This is a genomic window from Acidovorax sp. Root219 (assembly GCF_001428665.1).
In the GTDB taxonomy this organism is placed as follows: domain Bacteria; phylum Pseudomonadota; class Gammaproteobacteria; order Burkholderiales; family Burkholderiaceae_C; genus Acidovorax.
Genome location: NZ_LMIJ01000001.1, coordinates 361,734 through 378,214 on the forward strand (window position 1 = coordinate 361,734; position 16,481 = coordinate 378,214).

At 65.4% G+C, this 16,481-nt stretch carries 13 protein-coding genes and 3 tRNA genes; 6 read left to right on the forward strand and 10 right to left on the reverse strand.

The annotated features are described in order from the left end of the window. Positions 1-97 precede the first annotated feature (97 nt). Together ASE28_RS01760 and ASE28_RS01765 are read right to left on the reverse strand one after the other, a co-directional pair. A tRNA-Cys gene (locus ASE28_RS01760) sits at positions 98-171 on the reverse strand. Between the two features lie 50 nt (positions 172-221). Further along, on the reverse strand, positions 222-941 hold the full coding sequence (locus ASE28_RS01765) for an aspartate/glutamate racemase family protein (RefSeq protein ID WP_057264358.1): 720 nt from the start codon (positions 939-941) through the stop codon (positions 222-224). On the opposite strand from ASE28_RS01765, the gene ASE28_RS01770 reads away from it, so the two are divergent. From ASE28_RS01770 to ASE28_RS01780, 3 genes are all read left to right on the forward strand, one after another. Beyond that, positions 928-1,779, forward strand: a complete 852-nt coding sequence (locus ASE28_RS01770; RefSeq protein WP_235516015.1) for a helix-turn-helix domain-containing protein — start codon at positions 928-930, stop codon at positions 1,777-1,779. The genes ASE28_RS01765 and ASE28_RS01770 overlap by 14 nt on opposite strands. A 150-nt stretch (positions 1,780-1,929) precedes the next feature. Then, positions 1,930-2,943 carry a tripartite tricarboxylate transporter substrate binding protein gene (locus ASE28_RS01775; protein WP_057264127.1) on the forward strand — a complete coding sequence of 338 codons (1,014 nt, stop codon included), beginning with the start codon at positions 1,930-1,932 and terminating at the stop codon, positions 2,941-2,943. A gap of 3 nt (positions 2,944-2,946) precedes the next feature. Then, on the forward strand, positions 2,947-3,696 hold the full coding sequence (locus ASE28_RS01780; protein ID WP_057264129.1) for an aldolase: 750 nt from the start codon (positions 2,947-2,949) through the stop codon (positions 3,694-3,696). On the opposite strand, the gene ASE28_RS01785 is transcribed toward ASE28_RS01780, so the two are convergent. Beyond that, positions 3,648-4,559, reverse strand: a complete 912-nt coding sequence (locus ASE28_RS01785; RefSeq protein WP_057264131.1) for a LysR family transcriptional regulator — start codon at positions 4,557-4,559, stop codon at positions 3,648-3,650. The genes ASE28_RS01780 and ASE28_RS01785 overlap by 49 nt on opposite strands. Positions 4,560-4,687: 128 nt before the next feature. Here ASE28_RS01785 and ASE28_RS01790 point away from each other — a divergent pair, with 128 nt between their 5' ends. The 3 genes from ASE28_RS01790 to ASE28_RS01800 all read left to right on the forward strand — a co-directional run bounded on the left by ASE28_RS01790 (position 4,688) and on the right by ASE28_RS01800 (position 6,398). Beyond that, complete coding sequence (locus tag ASE28_RS01790; RefSeq protein ID WP_057264133.1) at positions 4,688-5,320, forward strand: hypothetical protein; 633 nt, start codon at positions 4,688-4,690, stop codon at positions 5,318-5,320. After that, positions 5,308-5,760 (forward strand): hypothetical protein, encoded by a 453-nt coding sequence (locus ASE28_RS01795; protein WP_157421811.1) that lies wholly within the window; start codon positions 5,308-5,310, stop codon positions 5,758-5,760. Before ASE28_RS01790 ends, ASE28_RS01795 begins: the two co-directional genes overlap by 13 nt. An 89-nt stretch (positions 5,761-5,849) precedes the next feature. Then, the gene (locus ASE28_RS01800; protein WP_057264137.1) at positions 5,850-6,398 is read left to right on the forward strand and encodes a hypothetical protein; all 549 of its coding nucleotides are present in this window, start codon (positions 5,850-5,852) and stop codon (positions 6,396-6,398) included. Between the two features lie 222 nt (positions 6,399-6,620). Here ASE28_RS01800 and ASE28_RS01805 read toward each other — a convergent pair. The 7 genes from ASE28_RS01805 to ASE28_RS01835 all read right to left on the reverse strand — a co-directional run bounded on the left by ASE28_RS01805 (position 6,621) and on the right by ASE28_RS01835 (position 16,480). Beyond that, positions 6,621-6,696: transfer RNA gene (locus ASE28_RS01805), tRNA-Gly, on the reverse strand. Positions 6,697-6,854: 158 nt separating this feature from the next. Next, a complete protein-coding gene (gene lon / locus ASE28_RS01810) occupies positions 6,855-9,281 on the reverse strand; it encodes an endopeptidase La (RefSeq protein WP_057200958.1) in 2,427 nt (808 codons plus the stop codon). Between the two features lie 147 nt (positions 9,282-9,428). Then, on the reverse strand, positions 9,429-10,694 hold the full coding sequence (gene clpX / locus ASE28_RS01815; RefSeq protein ID WP_057200959.1) for an ATP-dependent Clp protease ATP-binding subunit ClpX: 1,266 nt from the start codon (positions 10,692-10,694) through the stop codon (positions 9,429-9,431). Positions 10,695-10,893: 199 nt separating this feature from the next. Next, a complete protein-coding gene (gene clpP, locus ASE28_RS01820; protein WP_057200960.1) occupies positions 10,894-11,502 on the reverse strand; it encodes an ATP-dependent Clp endopeptidase proteolytic subunit ClpP in 609 nt (202 codons plus the stop codon). Positions 11,503-11,625: 123 nt separating this feature from the next. Next, positions 11,626-12,939 carry a trigger factor gene (tig, locus tag ASE28_RS01825; RefSeq protein WP_057264139.1) on the reverse strand — a complete coding sequence of 438 codons (1,314 nt, stop codon included), beginning with the start codon at positions 12,937-12,939 and terminating at the stop codon, positions 11,626-11,628. A gap of 66 nt (positions 12,940-13,005) precedes the next feature. Next, positions 13,006-13,092, reverse strand: a tRNA-Leu gene (locus ASE28_RS01830). Between the two features lie 205 nt (positions 13,093-13,297). Next, on the reverse strand, positions 13,298-16,480 hold the full coding sequence (locus ASE28_RS01835) for an efflux RND transporter permease subunit (RefSeq protein ID WP_057264141.1): 3,183 nt from the start codon (positions 16,478-16,480) through the stop codon (positions 13,298-13,300). Position 16,481 lies beyond the last annotated feature (1 nt).

Here is a 16,481-nt window from a genome sequence, read left to right on the forward strand (position 1 = left end):
CATCCAGCCCGGTGGGAGGATTGCCGAGAAACGGCCATAACAAAAAAGCCCGCTATCGATGCGATAGCGGGCTTTTCAATACTGGCTTCAAGAATTCTGGAGGCGCGAACCAGAGTCGAACTGGTCTAACCGGATTTGCAATCCGGGGCATAACCGATTTGCTATCGCGCCGCTAGCCTCAGATTCTAACCGAATTTGCAGGCACCGTTGCCAACCGCCGGCTACTGCAGCGCAAAATCTACCGCCGCCTGGGCATGCAGGGCCGTGGTGTCCAGCAGTGGCAGCGGGCTGTGGCCTTGCTGCACCAGCAGCGATATCTCGGTGCAACCCAGCACGATGGCGTCGCAGCCCTGGGCCTGCAGTTGTGCAATGGCTTGCTGGTAGAAGAGGCGCGACGCATCGCGCACGATGCCCTGGCACAGCTCCTCGTAGATCACGCGGTGCACTTCGGCGCGGGTGGGCCCGTCAGGCGTGGCGATTTCAAGGCCGTAGTCCTGCACCAGCTTGTCCTTGAGAAATGCCTGCTCCATGGTGAACGCCGTGGCCAGCAGGCCCAGCTTGCGCAAGCCCTGTGACTGCGCCGCCTCGCCCACAGGTGCCGCGATGTGCAGAAACGGCAGCGGCGTGGCGGCGGCAATGGTGCCGGCCAGCTTGTGCATGGTGTTCGTGCACAGCACGATGGCGTCGGCGCCCGCAGCGTGCAGCCTGCGCGCGCTATCGGCCAGCAAGGCGCCGACGTCGTCCCAGCGGCCTTCGTGCTGGGCCTGGGCGATGGGGCCGAAGTCCACGCTGTGGATGAGCAACTGCGCTGAGCGCAGCGGCCCCAGGCGCTTGCGCACTTCCTGGTTCATCAGGCGGTAGTACTCGGCGGTCGATTCCCAGCTCATGCCGCCGATCAGGCCTATGGTCTTCACATGGATCTCCTGGTTGAAAGCTGCCATCATCCCCAGCGTGCATTCCATCGTCTATCACGGAATTTCAGCCGCTCCAGGAGCTGCCGCCTTCACGGTGGAACTGCTCGCGCGCGCGCCCTACAGTGCGCGGGACGATGCAGGTCAGGCCTCCTTCGGCATCGCACTGGAGCGCCAGCGCGGCGTGCACGCCATAGGCACCGACCGGCGCGAGGACTTCGACACCTGGGTGGGCACCATGTCGTTTACGCCGCCGGGCCTGGACGTGTTCTCTGAGTCCGCCACGGGCGGCGAGTACCTGGCGGTCCGCTGGGATGCATCCCGTGCGGATGCTGGGCAGCCCGCAACCCGCCCGCAGCGCACCGCACCCCCTGCCCTGCTGCAGCAGGCCCTGGCACTGCGCGGGCTGCTGGTGCAGCAGGCACCGCCCGGGCAGGTAGAGGCCTTGGTGCAGGCTTTGCTGGCCGGGCTCGATGCCGTCCATGCGGCACCGGCCAGGCCCCAGGCCCTGGCAGCGCTGCGACCGCTGTATGCGCGCGTGCTGGAGCGCATCGATGACGAGATCGGCCACCCCGATGAAGACCTGTCGCTTGCGGCGTTGAGCGCCCAGGTGCAGCACACGCCGCTGGCCTTTCTGCGCCACTTCAAACAGCTGACCGCCATGACGCCGCACGCCTACGTGAACGAGCGCCGCCTGCAGCGCGTGCGCCGCGCGCTCGAAGACCCGCGCAACGCGCTGGCAGATGCAGCAGCGTTGGCGGGCTATGCCAGCCAGTCGCACATGGGCACGGCGGTGCAGCGCGCGTTTCGCCTCACGCCTGTGGGCTATCAGGCGCGGGCCCACGCGGGCAGCTGCGCACCGGGATGATCGGCGGCATGCGCACAGCGCACGCAACGGTGCGGGCCATAACTGCCCGTTAATCCGGAGTTGCCCTGCAGGCCATGCCGCCATGGCGAAGCCGTGCCTAGACTTTGCCCACCGCAATGGCGGCACCCTCCCCCACCTGAAGGCACATCGATGAACCACCGCTTCCGTCTCCTTCGCACCCTGGCGCTTGCAAGCCTGATGGGCGCTGCACTGCCCGTGTTTGCACAAGCCGACCCCAGGTCAACGCCCGCGTCCGCAGACCACTATCCCACCCGCCCGATCCGCCTCTTCATTGGCCAGGCCCCCGGTGGCGCGGTGGACACCATCGCACGCCTGGCGGCCGAGAGGTTGGCCACCCGCCTGGGCCAGCCGGTGGTGGTGGACAACCGGCCCGGTGCAGGCGGCATGCTGGCCGCCGAGGCCATCGCACGCGCCGCGCCCGATGGCTACAGCATCGGCCTGCTGGACGTGGGGCCGCTGGCGGTCAACCCGGTGCTCCAACCCAAGGTGTCCTACGACGTCACCAAGGACTTCCGGTACATCGGCACGGTCGCAAAGATCCCGCTGGTGATGGTCGCCAAGCCCGATCTGGCATCTTCACGGCCTGCCGATCTGGTCGCACATGCCAAAGCCAATCCGGCGAAGCTGACGTACGGGTCCGCAGGGGTCGGCAGCCCGCCGCACCTGGCCTTCGAAACCTTCAAGGCGCGGTCGGGTGTCTTCATCACCCACATCCCCTACCGGGGCGGCGCACCGGCGCTGGCCGACGTGGTGGCCCGCCATGTGGACCTGACGTTCATCGATACCAACCTGGCAAGCCAGTACCAAAAGAGCGGCAAGGTGAAAGCGATTGCCGCGGCCATGCTGGAGCGCAGCCCGCTGATGCCGGAGGTCCCGACCTTCCACGAATCCGGGCTGAAAGGCTTCGAGTTTGCCCCCTGGGTCGGCGTCGTGGGCCCGGCCGCCATGCCCGCAGAAGCGGCCACGCGCCTGGCCGCCGCGCTGGACACGGTGGTCGCAAGCCCTGAATTCATCTCCCGCTTGCAGTCGCTGGGGTTTGCTCCGTTCGCCAACAGCCCCGCCAGCTTCAGCGCACTGGTGCGCTCGGAGCTGCAGTCGTACCGCACGCTCATCAAGGAGCGCGGCATCACCCTGGAGAACTGACCCATGGAAAAGACACTCCACCTCGATCCGGTCGCAGGCAGCGGCGCGCGGGACACCAGCCCCCGGCAGGTCTTTCTCGATGCCTGCCATATCCTCGCGCACCAGGGCCATGCCACCGGTCTGGCCGGCCAGGTGACCGTGCGCGACGGCGATTCCTCACGCTTGCTCACGCTGGCACTGGGCACGGGCCTGGAAGAGGCCGACGACGCGTCGATGCTGCTGGTCGACGAGCACCTCACCACCCTGCAGGGCACCGGCAAGGCCAACCCCGGGGTGCGCTTTCACAGCTGGATCTACCGCCACCACCCCGGGGTGCGCGCCATCATCCACACCCACCCGCAGGCGCTCTCGGCGCTGTCGATGCTGGGCATCGGCATGCCCGTTGCCCACATGGATGCGGCAATGTTCCATGACGACTGCGGGTTTCTGGCGCACTGGCCCGGCGTGCCCACCGGGGATGACGAAGGCGCGTTGATCTCGGGCGCCCTGGCGGGCAAGCGCTCGGCATTTCTGGTCAACCATGGCATGGTCTGCACGGGGGCAACGCTGCAGGAGGCCGTCTACCTCAACGTGTTTGCCGAGCGCAATGCGCGCATGTGCCTGGACGCCTTGGCGATAGGCCCACTGCAGCCTGTGGAGCCTGCGGCCGCGAAGGAAGCCCATGACTTCCTGCTGCAGCCGGCCATCGTCAACGGCACCTTCGCCTACTGGGCGCGGCAGGCGGCGCGGGCCGCAAAGTCCTCTATCACCTGAAGCGTGGCGGCCAGCGCCTTGGGCGGCGTGGCCGCCAGCCGATGGATCGCAACCACCTGCCTGCCCAGGTCGGCATCGGCGATGCGCAGCCGGGCCAGGCCGCGCGGAACCACGGCCAGGTCGGGCAGCGCGCTGGGCAGCAGCACCAGGCCCACGCCTGCGGCCGCCAGGTCCAGCGATACGCTGACCGAGCTGCATTCGGCAGCAATCACCAGGGGCCCTGGCAGTTCACGCTCAATAACGCGCCGCAAGGCATAGGGGCGGGGTGGCACGATCAGCGGGCGCCGGGCCAGTTCTGCGACGCTCAGCGAGGAAGGCTCCGAGTCCCCACCAGCCTCACCGCCGCGCAAGCCATATGCGCTGACCTCCTCGTGGTACAGGCGCAGCACCTGCACCGCGTCGGTGTTCACCGCGAGGTCGTACACCAGGCCAATGTCCGCATGGCCACGCACGACCTGGTCCACGACGTCGGGTGAGCTGGCGTTGTCCACCCGCACGACCAGCCCGGGGTGCGTCCGCTTGAGCTCGGCCACCACCGGGGGCAGCAGATAGGCCGCCAGGGTGTTGACGCAGGCGATGCGCACGTAGCGCGCGGCATCGGCCGCAGAGCGTGCCGTGTCCAGGGCCACATCGAGCATCGCGAAATGCTCGGCCGCGCTGCCAGCCAGGCGCTGGCCCACCGGGGTCAGCGCCATGCCACGCCCGTGGCGCGTGAACAGAACGCACTCCAGAAACGCTTCCAGCGCACTGATCTGCTTGCTCACCGCGGGCTGGCTGAGCCCGAGCCTGTCCGCTGCCTTCTGCAGCGACCCGCCCTGCGCCACCAGCAGGAAGGTTCTGAGCAGCCGATCTTTGTCATGCATGGGCTATTCTATGCACCGCCCTGCTCTGCGCACGCTCCTCGGGGCACGCGCGCTGGCGCGCAACCCCAGCCGCCGAGCGATGCCCACTGCCGCAACCACAGCCACCACCCCATGAGGACAGCACCGCCATGTGGCAGCCATCCACCAACAAGCCACGACCACCATCCCGCACGGGCATTGCCGCACGCATCGCCCACCGGTTGCTCGCGCCATGCGTGCTGGCGCTCAGCCTGGGCACCAGCATGAGCAGCCATGGCGCAGGCCCCGCCGCAGCACCCGAGCGCCCGCCCGCAGGCACCGACGTGGACGAAACCCGCACCGTGGCCCAGCGCACGCGCGCGCCTGCAGACTGCCTGTCGGTGGTGCTGGAGGGCGTCACGGTGCTGCTGGACCGCAGTGAGCTCAGCCGCCAGGCCCACGCCAAACCCACGCAGTGGAAGACCGAGGCCGAGCGCATGGCCCTGATCGAAGGGCGGCGCGCGGCGGCGCTGCTGCAGGCCGCCGCCCCCGCCCAGGGCGGCAGCCCGGCTTGCCACCCGGTCACGCAGACGCTGGACGGTGACGACCAGTTCGTGGTGCTTGCCCACCTGGAGCGCGGCGCGGCGGCCGTACTGCCCGCAGGCGCCACGCAGCCCGTGCCTTCCGTGGCCATCCGCTACCTGGGCCAGCGCTGCGGCCCGCTGTGCGGGCGCGGGAGCATCATGGTGTCCATCCCCGGGCAGCCGCAGCCTTTCATGGTCACGCACTGGTGGGCTTCCTGAAGGCCTCCTTAAAAAAGCAGCTTGTGCTGGCCGTGGCGCTTGCCGCCGCGACCGGCGCGCCCATGCTCTGGTGGCTGCTGCACCAGCAGCACCGGCCCGCAACGGCCATTGCCGCCGCACAGGCCTTTGTGCGCGACGTGGAGCGGCGCGACTATACGGCTGCATTCGGGCGCACGCTGGCGGGCCCCGCCACCGGCACGACGCCCGCCGAGCTGCAGGCCAACGCGCAACGCCAGCTGTGCCCGCCGGCCCGTGTGGAATACACCACCCCGTTCCAATCGCATGGCAACCGGTTGCGCCGCTGGGCCGCAGGCCGCACGCTCGACGAGCCGCTGGTGCGCGTGGAATTCGCGGGCAGCCCGTGCCTGTTCGGCATCACGCTGCGGCGCACCGCAAAGGGCCCATGGCGGGTGGTGGGTTTTGCCAGCCATGCAGGGTAAGAGCGCAGCTATGCTCGCCCACCAGCGGCCAGCCTGCGGTCATGGGCCCGGGGCACCGTCCATGAACGCCATACCGAGGAACCGTCTCCATGCTCCGTTTTCTGAAGATACTCGCCTGGTGCACTGCATTGCTTGCCGGCAGTGCCATGTCCCAACCCGCCGACCACTGCAGTGGCAAGGCAGCGCAGGCCAACGCATCCTGGCAACTGGTCCCGCGCCAGGGCATCAACTGCGGCACGTTGCGGGTCAACCTGGGCCAGAATCGCGAAGCGCTGCGCAAGGCGATGAGCGCAGCGGGCTTTGTGCCTCCCAAGCCCGGCCGCTACCCGGATGAGGACGACTTCCTCACCGCCGACAAATCCACCTTCATCCGCGTGCGCTACGATGGCAGCAAGGTGCAGGACATCGAATTCCTCGCCGGCTCACTGAAGTACCAGGGGGTGGACCTGCACCGCAACACCAGCTTCACCAAGCTCAAACGCCAGTTCAAGGCGATGAAGCTCAGTTTTCGACACACGAAATGGCTGGGAGACGGCCAGGACTGCCCCAAGCTCGCGATCAACATTGCCAGGCATGAAGACGTGGGCGGCGATGGCGATGGAATCGAGTGGGTGATTCTGAGCAGCACATTCAAGTAGCGTACTCCGCCATCCTGGCCAGCGAGCTTTTTCAAAGGTTGCCTGCCATGACCGCATGCGGGCGCTGGCAAGAGCGCCAACAGCGGGTGACTGACAGTGGACACTGCGCCCACCCGGCGGCTGCAGGCGGGGAGATAGAGAAGCACAGATGGGAGCGAAAAACAAAAAAGGATCCCGAAGGATCCTTTTTGTTTGCCTGCTGCATGAGCAGCCTGCGATGTGTGGAGCGGGAAAAGAGTCTCGAACTCTCGACCTCAACCTTGGCAAGGTTGCGCTCTACCAACTGAGCTATTCCCGCATTTTACCGAAGCCTTACATTGTACATCGTTTAGTACGTTGTGTGCTGCGATGGAGTGAATTGTAGCGCATTTTTTGGGGGTCTCTGAAAGTCCCCTCAAAAAATTTGCGATGCCTTCACTCCATCGACTTTTTACCCAGCGGCTTCGCTACCAGGTATCAGTGCTTGAGACCATCTGCCGCAGGCGCAGCAGCCTTGTCGGTCGAAGGCGCAGGCGCCACGGCCACCTCTTCGTCCGTCAGGGGCACGGGCATGGTTTCAAGCGCTATCTCCAGCACCTTGTCGATCCAGCGCACGGGCACGATCTCCAGGCCGCTCTTGACGTTGTCCGGGATCTCGGCCAAGTCCTTCACGTTCTCTTCGGGGATCAGCACCGTCTTGATACCGCCGCGCAGGGCCGCCAGCAGCTTTTCCTTGAGGCCGCCGATGGCGGTGACTTCGCCGCGCAAGGTGATCTCGCCGGTCATGGCCACGTCGGCGCGCACGGGGATGCCCGTGAGCGCGGAGACGAAGGCCGTGGTCATGGCGGCACCCGCGCTCGGGCCGTCCTTGGGGGTGGCGCCGTCGGGCACGTGGATGTGGATGTCGCGCTTCTCGAAGGCTTCATCCTTGATGCCCAGGATGCGCGAGCGGCTGCGCACCACGGTGCGGGCCGCCTCCACGGATTCCTTCATCACGTCGCCCAGCGAGCCGGTGCGCGTGATCACGCCCTTACCGGGCATGGCAGCGGCTTCTATGGTGAGCAGGTCGCCGCCCACCTCGGTCCACGCCAGGCCGACCACCTGGCCCACCTGGTTCTGCGCCTCGGCACGGCCGTAGGTGTACTTGCGCACACCCAGGAAGTCGGGCAGGTTGTCGGCGGTGACGACGACTTGCGGCTCGTACTTCTTGAGCTGCAGACCCTTGACCACCTTGCGGCAGATCTTGGACAGCTCGCGCTCCAGCGAGCGCACGCCAGCTTCGCGGGTGTAGTAGCGCACCATGTCGCGCACGGCGGGCTCGGTGATCTCGAGCTCCTCGTCCTTCACGCCATTGTTCTTGAGCTGCTTGGGCAGCAGGTACTTCATGGCGATGCTGGTCTTCTCGTCCTCGGTGTAACCCGACAAGCGGATCACTTCCATGCGGTCGAGCAGGGCCGGCGGGATGTTCATCGAGTTCGAAGTGGCGACGAACATCACGTCGGAGAGGTCGAAGTCCACCTCGACGTAGTGGTCGCCGAAGGTGTGGTTCTGCTCGGGGTCCAGCACCTCCAGCAGCGCACTCGACGGGTCGCCACGGAAGTCGGTACCGAGCTTGTCGATCTCGTCGAGCAGGAACAGCGGATTGCGCGTGCCCACCTTCGAGAGGCTCTGCAGCACCTTGCCCGGCAGAGCGCCGATGTAGGTGCGGCGGTGCCCGCGGATCTCGGCCTCGTCGCGCATGCCGCCCAGGGCCATGCGAACATACTTGCGCCCGGTGGCCTTGGCGATCGACTGGCCCAGCGAGGTCTTGCCCACGCCAGGAGGGCCCACCAGGCACAGGATGGGCGCCTTCACCTTGTCCACGCGCTGCTGCACTGCAAGGTACTCAAGGATGCGGTCCTTGACCTTGTCCAGACCGAAGTGGTCTTCGTTGAGCACGCCCTCGGCATTCACCAGGTCGTGCTTGATCTTGGTCTTCTTGGCCCATGGCAGTGCCGTGAGCACGTCGATGTAGTTGCGCACCACGGTGGCCTCGGCCGACATGGGCGACATGAGCTTGAGCTTCTTGAACTCGGCATCGGCCTTCTTGCGCGCCTCGGCGGGCATCTTGGCGAGCTTGATCTTCTTTTCGATCTCCTCGATGTCCGCGCCCTCTTCGCCCTCGCCCAGTTCCTTCTGGATGGCCTTGACCTGCTCGTTGAGGTAGAAGTCGCGCTGGTTCTTCTCCATCTGGCGCTTTACGCGGCCACGGATCTTCTTGTCGACGTTGAGGATGTCGACCTCGCGGTCGAGCTGCTCGAACAGGTTTTCCAGGCGCGCCTTCACGTCCGACAGGTCGAGCACGATCTGCTTGTTCTCGAGCTTGAGCGGCAGGTGTGCGGCAATCGTGTCGGCCAGGCGACCCGGATCGTCGATGCTGGAGATGCTGGTCAGGATCTCGGGCGGGATCTTCTTGTTGAGCTTGACGTACTGGTCAAACTGCTGCATCACCGCGCGGCGCAGGGCCTCGATTTCGCTGGGCTTGGTGGCCTCGGCGGACTGCTCCACGGGCGTCACGGTGGCGTTGAAGTGCGTCTCGGCATCTTCGATGGACGACACCAGTGCGCGCTGCTGGCCTTCGACCAACACCTTCACGGTGCCATCGGGCAGCTTGAGCATCTGCAGGATGGTGGAGACGCAGCCGACGTCGAACATGTCGGCCACCGAGGGCTCGTCCTTGGCGGCGGCCTTCTGGGCCACCAGCATGATGCGGCGGTCGGCCTCCATGGCCAGCTCCAGCGCCTTGATGCTCTTGGGGCGGCCCACGAAGAGCGGTATCACCATGTGGGGGAACACCACCACGTCGCGCAGGGGCAACAGCGGCAGGTCGATGGGGGTGGCTGGCAGGGGGGTATGTCCGGACATGGAAATCCTCAGTTAACTCTGTGGAATATGGTCCACATGTGGGGATTTTCAACCCCCGTGACCAGCCGTGCTGGCACAAGGGTTGAATGGCGGCGTAGCCAGGCGCGGTGCATGCAAGAGGGGCTTGCATGGCACCGCGGGGACATGTCAGGCCTTCTTCGCTGCTTCTCGGTACACGAGGAGCGGCGGCTTGCTTTCGTCGATGGTGGATTCGTCCACCACGACCTTCTCGACATTGCTCTGGTTGGGCAGGTCGAACATGGTGCCGATCAGGGACTGCTCCAGGATCGAACGCAGGCCCCGGGCACCGGTCTTGCGCGCCAGCGCCTTGCGGGCGATGGCCTTGAGCGCGGCAGGACGGATCTCCAGGTCCACGCCTTCCATGGCCAGGAGCTTGCTGTACTGCTTGACCAGCGCGTTCTTGGGCGCGGTCAGGATCTCGACCAGCGCGTCTTCGCTGAGCTCGGCCAGGGCCGTCACCACGGGCATGCGGCCGACGAGTTCGGGGATGAGGCCGAACTTGATCAGGTCCTCGGGCTCGATCTCGGTGAACACCTCGGTCAGCGAACGCTGCTTCTTGCTCTTGACCGAAGCGCCAAAACCGATGCCCGACGCCTCGGTGCGGTTCTCGATAACCTTCTCCAGGCCCGCGAACGCACCGCCGCAGATGAACAAAATGTTGGTCGTGTCGATCTGCAAAAAGTCCTGGTTCGGGTGCTTGCGCCCGCCCTGGGGCGGCACGCTGGCCATGGTGCCTTCGATCAGCTTGAGCAGCGCCTGCTGCACGCCCTCGCCCGACACATCGCGGGTGATGGAGGGGTTGTCCGACTTGCGCGAGATCTTGTCGATCTCGTCGATGTAAACGATACCGCGCTGGGCCCGCTCGACCTCGTAGTTGCAGCTTTGCAGCAGCTTCTGGACGATGTTCTCCACGTCCTCGCCCACGTAGCCGGCTTCCGTCAGCGTGGTGGCATCGGCCATCACGAAGGGCACGTCCAGCATGCGCGCCAGCGTCTGGGCCAGCAGCGTCTTGCCCGAACCCGTAGGCCCGATCAAGAGGATGTTGCTCTTGGACAGCTCGATGTCGTCCTTGTGCGCCTTGTCCTTGTGGCGCAGGCGCTTGTAGTGGTTGTACACCGCGACAGCCAGCGTGCGCTTGGCCACGTCCTGGCCGATGACGTAGTTGTCCAGGTTGGACTTGATCTCCAGGGGCGTGGGCAGGTCGCTCTTCGCGTCCTTGGCCAGGTCGCCGGAGGGCAGCTCGTCACGGATGATTTCGTTGCACAGGTCAATGCACTCGTCGCAGATAAAGACGGACGGTCCGGCGATCAGCTTCTTCACTTCGTGCTGGCTTTTGCCGCAAAAAGAGCAGTAGAGGGTTTTTTCGCTGGAGGAGCCTTTTTTCTCGGCCATGGGGGCAATGCCTTGTTACGGAAAGTTGTCGGGAGATGATAACCAAATAAAAAGCGGCGCTGTTTCCCCGGGAAACTGCCTGCTTTCCAGGGCGGGAATGCACTGCACTCCACCCAAGACTACAGGAAAGAGGCACCAGGCAAGCCGGGTACCGCCGTTTTCAGGGAAACGAACGCCGCTGACCGATCACACCGCCGTATCAGGGGCGCTTTGCGATCACCTGGTCCACCAGGCCGTAGTCCTTGGCCTCGTCGGCCGTGAGGAAGTAATCGCGCTCGGTGTCGTGCTTGACCTTTTCCAGCGGCTGGCCCGTGCGCTCGGCCAGGATGCGGTTCATCTGGTCCTTGGTGCGCAGGATGTCGCGCGCATGGATCTCGATGTCGGTGGCCTGGCCGCGTGCGCCGCCCAGCACCTGGTGGATCATGACCTTGGAGTTGGGCAGCGAAAAACGCTTGCCCTTGGCGCCGGCCGCCAGCAGGAAGGCGCCCATGCTGGCCGCAAAGCCCACGCACATGGTCGACACATCGGGCTTGATGAACTGCATGGTGTCGTAGATGGCCATGCCGGCCGTCACGCTGCCACCCGGCGAGTTGATGTAGAACGAAATGTCCTTGTCGGGGTTTTCGCTCTCCAAAAAGAGCAGCTGCGCCACCACCAGGTTGGCGGTCTGGTCGTTGACCTCGCCCACCAGGAAGATGATGCGCTCCTTGAGCAGGCGCGAATAGATGTCGTAGGAGCGCTCGCCGCGTCCCGACTGCTCGATGACCATGGGGACCATGCCCAAGGCTTGTGTATCCAGTGAACTCATGTTTTCTCCAGTGCAAGCAGGTACTGTACCCAGAAATGAATTGGGGCTTGTGCATGAAAGCACAAGCCCCTGCGGCAAGCTATCGCCGGGCCATCCGCAAAGGATGGCTGGCGAACACCGGCTTTAGCCTTGTTGGCCCATCAGTTCGTCGAACGACACGGCCTTGTCAACGACCTTGGCCTTGCCCAGCACGAAGTCGGTCACGTTGTTCTCGATGACCACGGCTTCCACTTCGGCCAGGCGTTGGCGGTCGCCGAAGTACCAGCGCACCACGTCTTCGGGCTTCTCGTAGCTGGCAGCCAGCTCGTCGATGTGGGCCTTGAGCTGCTCGGGCTTGGCCTGCAGTTCGTTGGCACGCACCAGCTCGGCCACCACCAGGCCCAGGCGCACGCGGCGCTCGGCCTGGGGACGGAACACGTCTTCAGGGATCTCGGCCTTGTCGGCGTCCTTCAGGCCGCGTTGCTTGAGGTCAGCGCGGGCGCCTTCCAGCAGGCGGCCGATTTCGGCCTGCACGCTCGAATTGGGCAGGTCGAGTTCAGCCTTGGCCACCAGGGCGTCCATCACGGCTTGCTTGTTGCGGGCCAGCAGGCGGAACTTGACTTCGCGCTCCAGGTTCTTCTTGATGTCGGCGCGCAGGCCTTCCACCGAGCCGTCGGCGATGCCCAGCGACTTGGCCAGGGCGTCGTTCACTTCGGGCAGGTTGGCAGCTTCAATCTTCTTGACCGTGACCAGGAAGTCAGCCGTCTTGCCGGCCACGTCCTTGCCGTGGTAGTCGGCAGGGAAAGCCAGCGGGAAGGTCTTGCTTTCGCCGGTCTTCATGCCGCGCACGGCTTCTTCGAATTCCTTGAGCATCTGGCCTTCGCCGACCAGGAACTGGAAGTCCTCGGCCTTGCCGCCTTCGAACGGCTCGCCGTCGATCTTGCCTTCGAAGTCCACGGACACGCGGTCACCGTCTTCGGCAGCGGCGCCCTGGGCGCGCTGGGCGAAGGTGCGGCGCTGCTTGCGCAGGATGTCGATGGTCTTGTCGATGGCCGAATCGGTCACATCGGCCGACAGCTTCTCGACTTCGGCGTCCGACAGGTCACCGATCTTGACTTCAGGGAACACTTCGAAGATGGCGTCGAAGGTCACCTGGCCTTCGGGGGCACCGTCTTTTTCGGTGATGCGGGGCTGGCCGGCCACGCGCAGCTTGGCTTCGTTGGCGGCCACGGCAAAGGCTTCACCGACCTTGTCGTTGAGCACTTCGTACTGCACGGAATAGCCGTAACGCTGGGCGACCACGTTCATGGGCACCTTGCCGGGACGGAAGCCGTCCATCTTCACGGTGCGCGCAAGGCGCTTCAGACGCGTGTCGACTTCGGTCTGGATCACGGTCAGGGGCACGCTCAGCGTGATCTTGCGCTCGAGCTTCTCAAGGGTTTCAACAGTAACGGACATGGCTATTCCTCTTATGGATGTGATCGTGCTGTCTGCAGCGCAGTGTTCCGCAAAGTCTCACATGGATGGTGCGCGGGGCGGGACTCGAACCCGCACAGTATTGCTACCGTCAGGACCTAAACCTGGTGCGTCTACCAATTTCGCCACCCGCGCGGTTCTACAACTAACAAACAAACAGGCGGCAAGCTATGCCCGCCGCCTGTGTGAAATCGGTCAACCTTAGATTTTAACCTGAGAAGCGGCGCACACCGATTTCCGCATGCACATTGCGTACAAGGGTTCACCCTGCCCCGAGGCCCCTGCCAGCAGCAGGGGGATGGCCATCGGCGGGTACTCAGAGGCTGGGATTCACAGCCTCTCAGGCCAGGGCGGCGCGCTCGTCCTCGGGCCGCTTCACGCGGAACCAGGCGGCGTACATGGCCGGCAGGGCCAGCAAGGTGAGCACCGTGGCCACGATCAGCCCGCCCATGATGGCCACGGCCATCGGGCCCCAGAACACGCTGCGCGACAACGGGATCATGGCCAGAACCGCAGCAGCGGCCGTGAGCACGATGGGGCGCAGCCGGCGCACGGCGGATTCCACAATCGCGTCCCACGCGGGGATGCCCTTGGCGCGGTCCTGCTCGATCTGGTCGATCAGGATCACCGAGTTGCGCTGGATCATGCCCATCAGCGCGATCACGCCAAGCAGCGCCACAAAGCCGAAGGGGCGGTTGAGCAGAATCAGCGCACCTGCCACGCCGGCCAGACCCAGCGGCCCGGTCAGGAACACCAGCATCGCGCGGCTGAAGCTGTGCAGTTGCAGCATCAGCAGCGTGAAGGTGACGAACAGCATGATCGGGATGCCCGCCGCAATGGAGGCCGAGCCCTTGGAGCTTTCCTCCACGGCACCTGCCACCTCGATGCGATAGCCGCCCTGCCCGGCCTCACGCCACTTGGCCTCGATGGCGCGCAGGCCCGGCAGCAACTGCGCGGTGACAGTGGCGCCCTGCACGCCTTCGGTCACGTCGCCCTGCACGGTGATGGCGTAGTCGCGGTTCTCGCGCCACATCACGCCCGGCTCCCAGGTGAACACGGGCTTGGCGATCTGCGTGAGCGGGATCGACTTGCCGGATGCCGTGGGCAGGTAGGCGTTGGCGATGTCGGTGATGGCGTTGCGCTCATCGAGCGGCTGGCGCAGCATGATGTCGATGAGCTTGTCGCCCTCGCGGAACTGGCCCACCTGCGTGCCCGAGAGAATGGTCTTGCTGGCCTGGGCGATGGACTGGCTGGTCACGCCCAGGGCGCGCGCCTTGGCCTGGTCCACTTCCAGGCGCAACACCTTCACGGACTCGTTCCAGTTGTCGTTCACGCCGCGCATCTGGGGGTTCTCGCGCAGGGCGGCCTTGACCTCGTCGGCGCGCTCGCGCAGCACCAGCGGGTCCAGCCCGACCACGCGGAACTGCACCGGGTAAGGCACAGGCGGCCCGTTGGGCAGCAGCTTCACGCGGCCACGCACTTCAGGGAACTCCTGCGCCAGCAGGCCAGGGAGCTTGATGCGCAGGCTCTCGCGCACCTTCAGGTCCTGCGGCACCACGATGAACTGCGACACGTTGCTCTGCGGGAACACCTGGTCCAGCGGCAGGTAGAAGCGCGGCACGCCCGAGCCCACCCAGGTGCTCACGGTGTTCACGCCCGGCTCGGCCAGCAGGCGCGCTTCCACGCGCTTGGTGACCTCTTCGTTGCCCGCGAAGGACGTGCCCTCAGGGAACCACACGTCGACGATGATCTCGGGCCGGCTCGAATCAGGGAAGAACTGCTGCTGCACCTGGCCCATGCCGAAGATGCCCAGGGCAAAGGTACCCACGGTGAGGGCGATGGTGATCCAGCGGTGGCGCACGCACCAGGTCACCAGGCGGCGAAAGAAGTTGTAGAACGGGCTGTCGAACACTTCGTGCCCGCCCGCCTCCACGCCGTGGTGCTCCTGCGCATGGGCCACATGGGCCGGCACCTTGAGCAGCAGGGTGCCCAGGTACGGCACGAAGTAGACCGACACGATCCAGCTCAAGACCAGCGCGAGCACCGTCACCGCGAAGATCGCGAAGGTGTACTCGCCCGTGGTCGACTTGGCGATGCCGATGGGCAGAAAGCCCACCGCCGTGATCAGCGTGCCCGTGAGCATAGGCATGGCCGTGAGCTCATAGGCGAAGGTGGCGGCGCGCACCTTGTCGTAGCCCTCTTCGAGCTTGAGCACCATCATCTCCACGGCGATGATGGCATCGTCCACCAAGAGGCCCAGGGCGATGATGAGCGAACCCAGCGAGATCTTGTGCAGCCCGATGTTCCAGTACCACATGCCCAGGAAGGTCACGGCCAGCACCATGGGGATGGTGATGCCCACCACCAGGCCCGGGCGCGGGTCGATGTACCAGCGCTTCCACAGTGGCTGCTTGCCAGGGCGGCGGTGGAAACCCAGGGCGACGAAGCTCACGGCCAGCACGATGACCACGGCCTCGATCAGCACCTTCACGAATTCGTTGACCGAGGTGGCCACGGCCTTGGGCTGGTCCTGCACGTTCACCAGCTTCACGCCGGCGGGCAGCGCGGCGCCGATGCGGTCGGTGGCCACATGCAGCGCCTTGCCCAGGGCGATGATGTCGCCGCCCTTGGTCATGGAGACACCCAGGGCGATCACTTCCTTGCCCTGGTGGCGCACCTTCACGGCGGTGGGTTCCACGTAGCCGCGCTTGATCTCGGCGATGTCACCCAGGCGAAGCTGCGCGCCGGAGGGACCGCGGATCGGCATGGCCGCGAGGTCTTCCACCGCATTGAACTGGCCGGCCACGCGCACCTGCACCTGGTCCAGCGGCGTCTGCACGGCACCCGCGCCTTCCACGGCGTTCTGCTGGCCCAGCTGGGCCAGCACCTGGTTCATGTCCAGGCCCAGCTGCGACAGGCGCTTTTGCGAAATCTCGATGAAGAGCTTTTCGTCCTGCACACCGAAGAGCTCGACCTTGGCCACGTCGGGCACGCGCAGCAGCTGCTGGCGTGCGTCGTCGGCAAAGTTCTTGAGCTCGGCGTAGCTGAAGCCTTCGGATTCGAGCGCGTAGATCACGCCATACACGTCACCGAAGTCGTCGTTGAAAAACGGCCCCTGGATGCCCGTGGGCAGCGTGTAGCGCATGTCCCCGATCTTCTTGCGCACGGTGTACCAGACGTTGGCCACCTCACTGCCCTTGGACGAGTCCTTGATCTGGAAGATGATCTGCGACTCGCCGGGCTTGGAGTAGCTGCGGATCTTGTCGGCGTAGGGCACCTCCTGCAGCGTGCGCTCGAGCTTGTCGGTGACCTGCTCGGCCACTTGCTGCGCCGTGGCGCCGGGCCAGTAGGTGCGCACCACCATGGCGCGAAAGGTGAAGGGCGGGTCTTCGTCCTGCCCCAGCTGGAAGTAGGCGGCAAAGCCCAGCAGCATCAGTACCACCATCAGGTAGCGCGTGAGCGCCGGGTGGTCGAGCGCCCATTTGGAGAGGTTGAACCCCTCTTTTGGTTGGATCTGGCTCATG

Coding starts and splice junctions, on each gene's coding strand:
- ASE28_RS01780 (WP_057264129.1), top strand. CDS start 2,947: ATGGAAAAGACACTCCACCTCGATCCGGTCGCAGGCAGCGGCGCGCGG.
- clpP (WP_057200960.1), bottom strand. CDS start 11,502: ATGAGTTCACTGGATACACAAGCCTTGGGCATGGTCCCCATGGTCATC.
- ASE28_RS01800 (WP_057264137.1), top strand. CDS start 5,850: ATGCTCCGTTTTCTGAAGATACTCGCCTGGTGCACTGCATTGCTTGCC.
- clpX (WP_057200959.1), bottom strand. CDS start 10,694: ATGGCCGAGAAAAAAGGCTCCTCCAGCGAAAAAACCCTCTACTGCTCT.
- ASE28_RS01785 (WP_057264131.1), bottom strand. CDS start 4,559: ATGCATGACAAAGATCGGCTGCTCAGAACCTTCCTGCTGGTGGCGCAG.
- ASE28_RS01765 (WP_057264358.1), bottom strand. CDS start 941: ATGGCAGCTTTCAACCAGGAGATCCATGTGAAGACCATAGGCCTGATC.
- ASE28_RS01775 (WP_057264127.1), top strand. CDS start 1,930: ATGAACCACCGCTTCCGTCTCCTTCGCACCCTGGCGCTTGCAAGCCTG.
- tig (WP_057264139.1), bottom strand. CDS start 12,939: ATGTCCGTTACTGTTGAAACCCTTGAGAAGCTCGAGCGCAAGATCACG.
- ASE28_RS01790 (WP_057264133.1), top strand. CDS start 4,688: ATGTGGCAGCCATCCACCAACAAGCCACGACCACCATCCCGCACGGGC.
- lon (WP_057200958.1), bottom strand. CDS start 9,281: ATGTCCGGACATACCCCCCTGCCAGCCACCCCCATCGACCTGCCGCTG.
- ASE28_RS01835 (WP_057264141.1), bottom strand. CDS start 16,480: ATGAGCCAGATCCAACCAAAAGAGGGGTTCAACCTCTCCAAATGGGCG.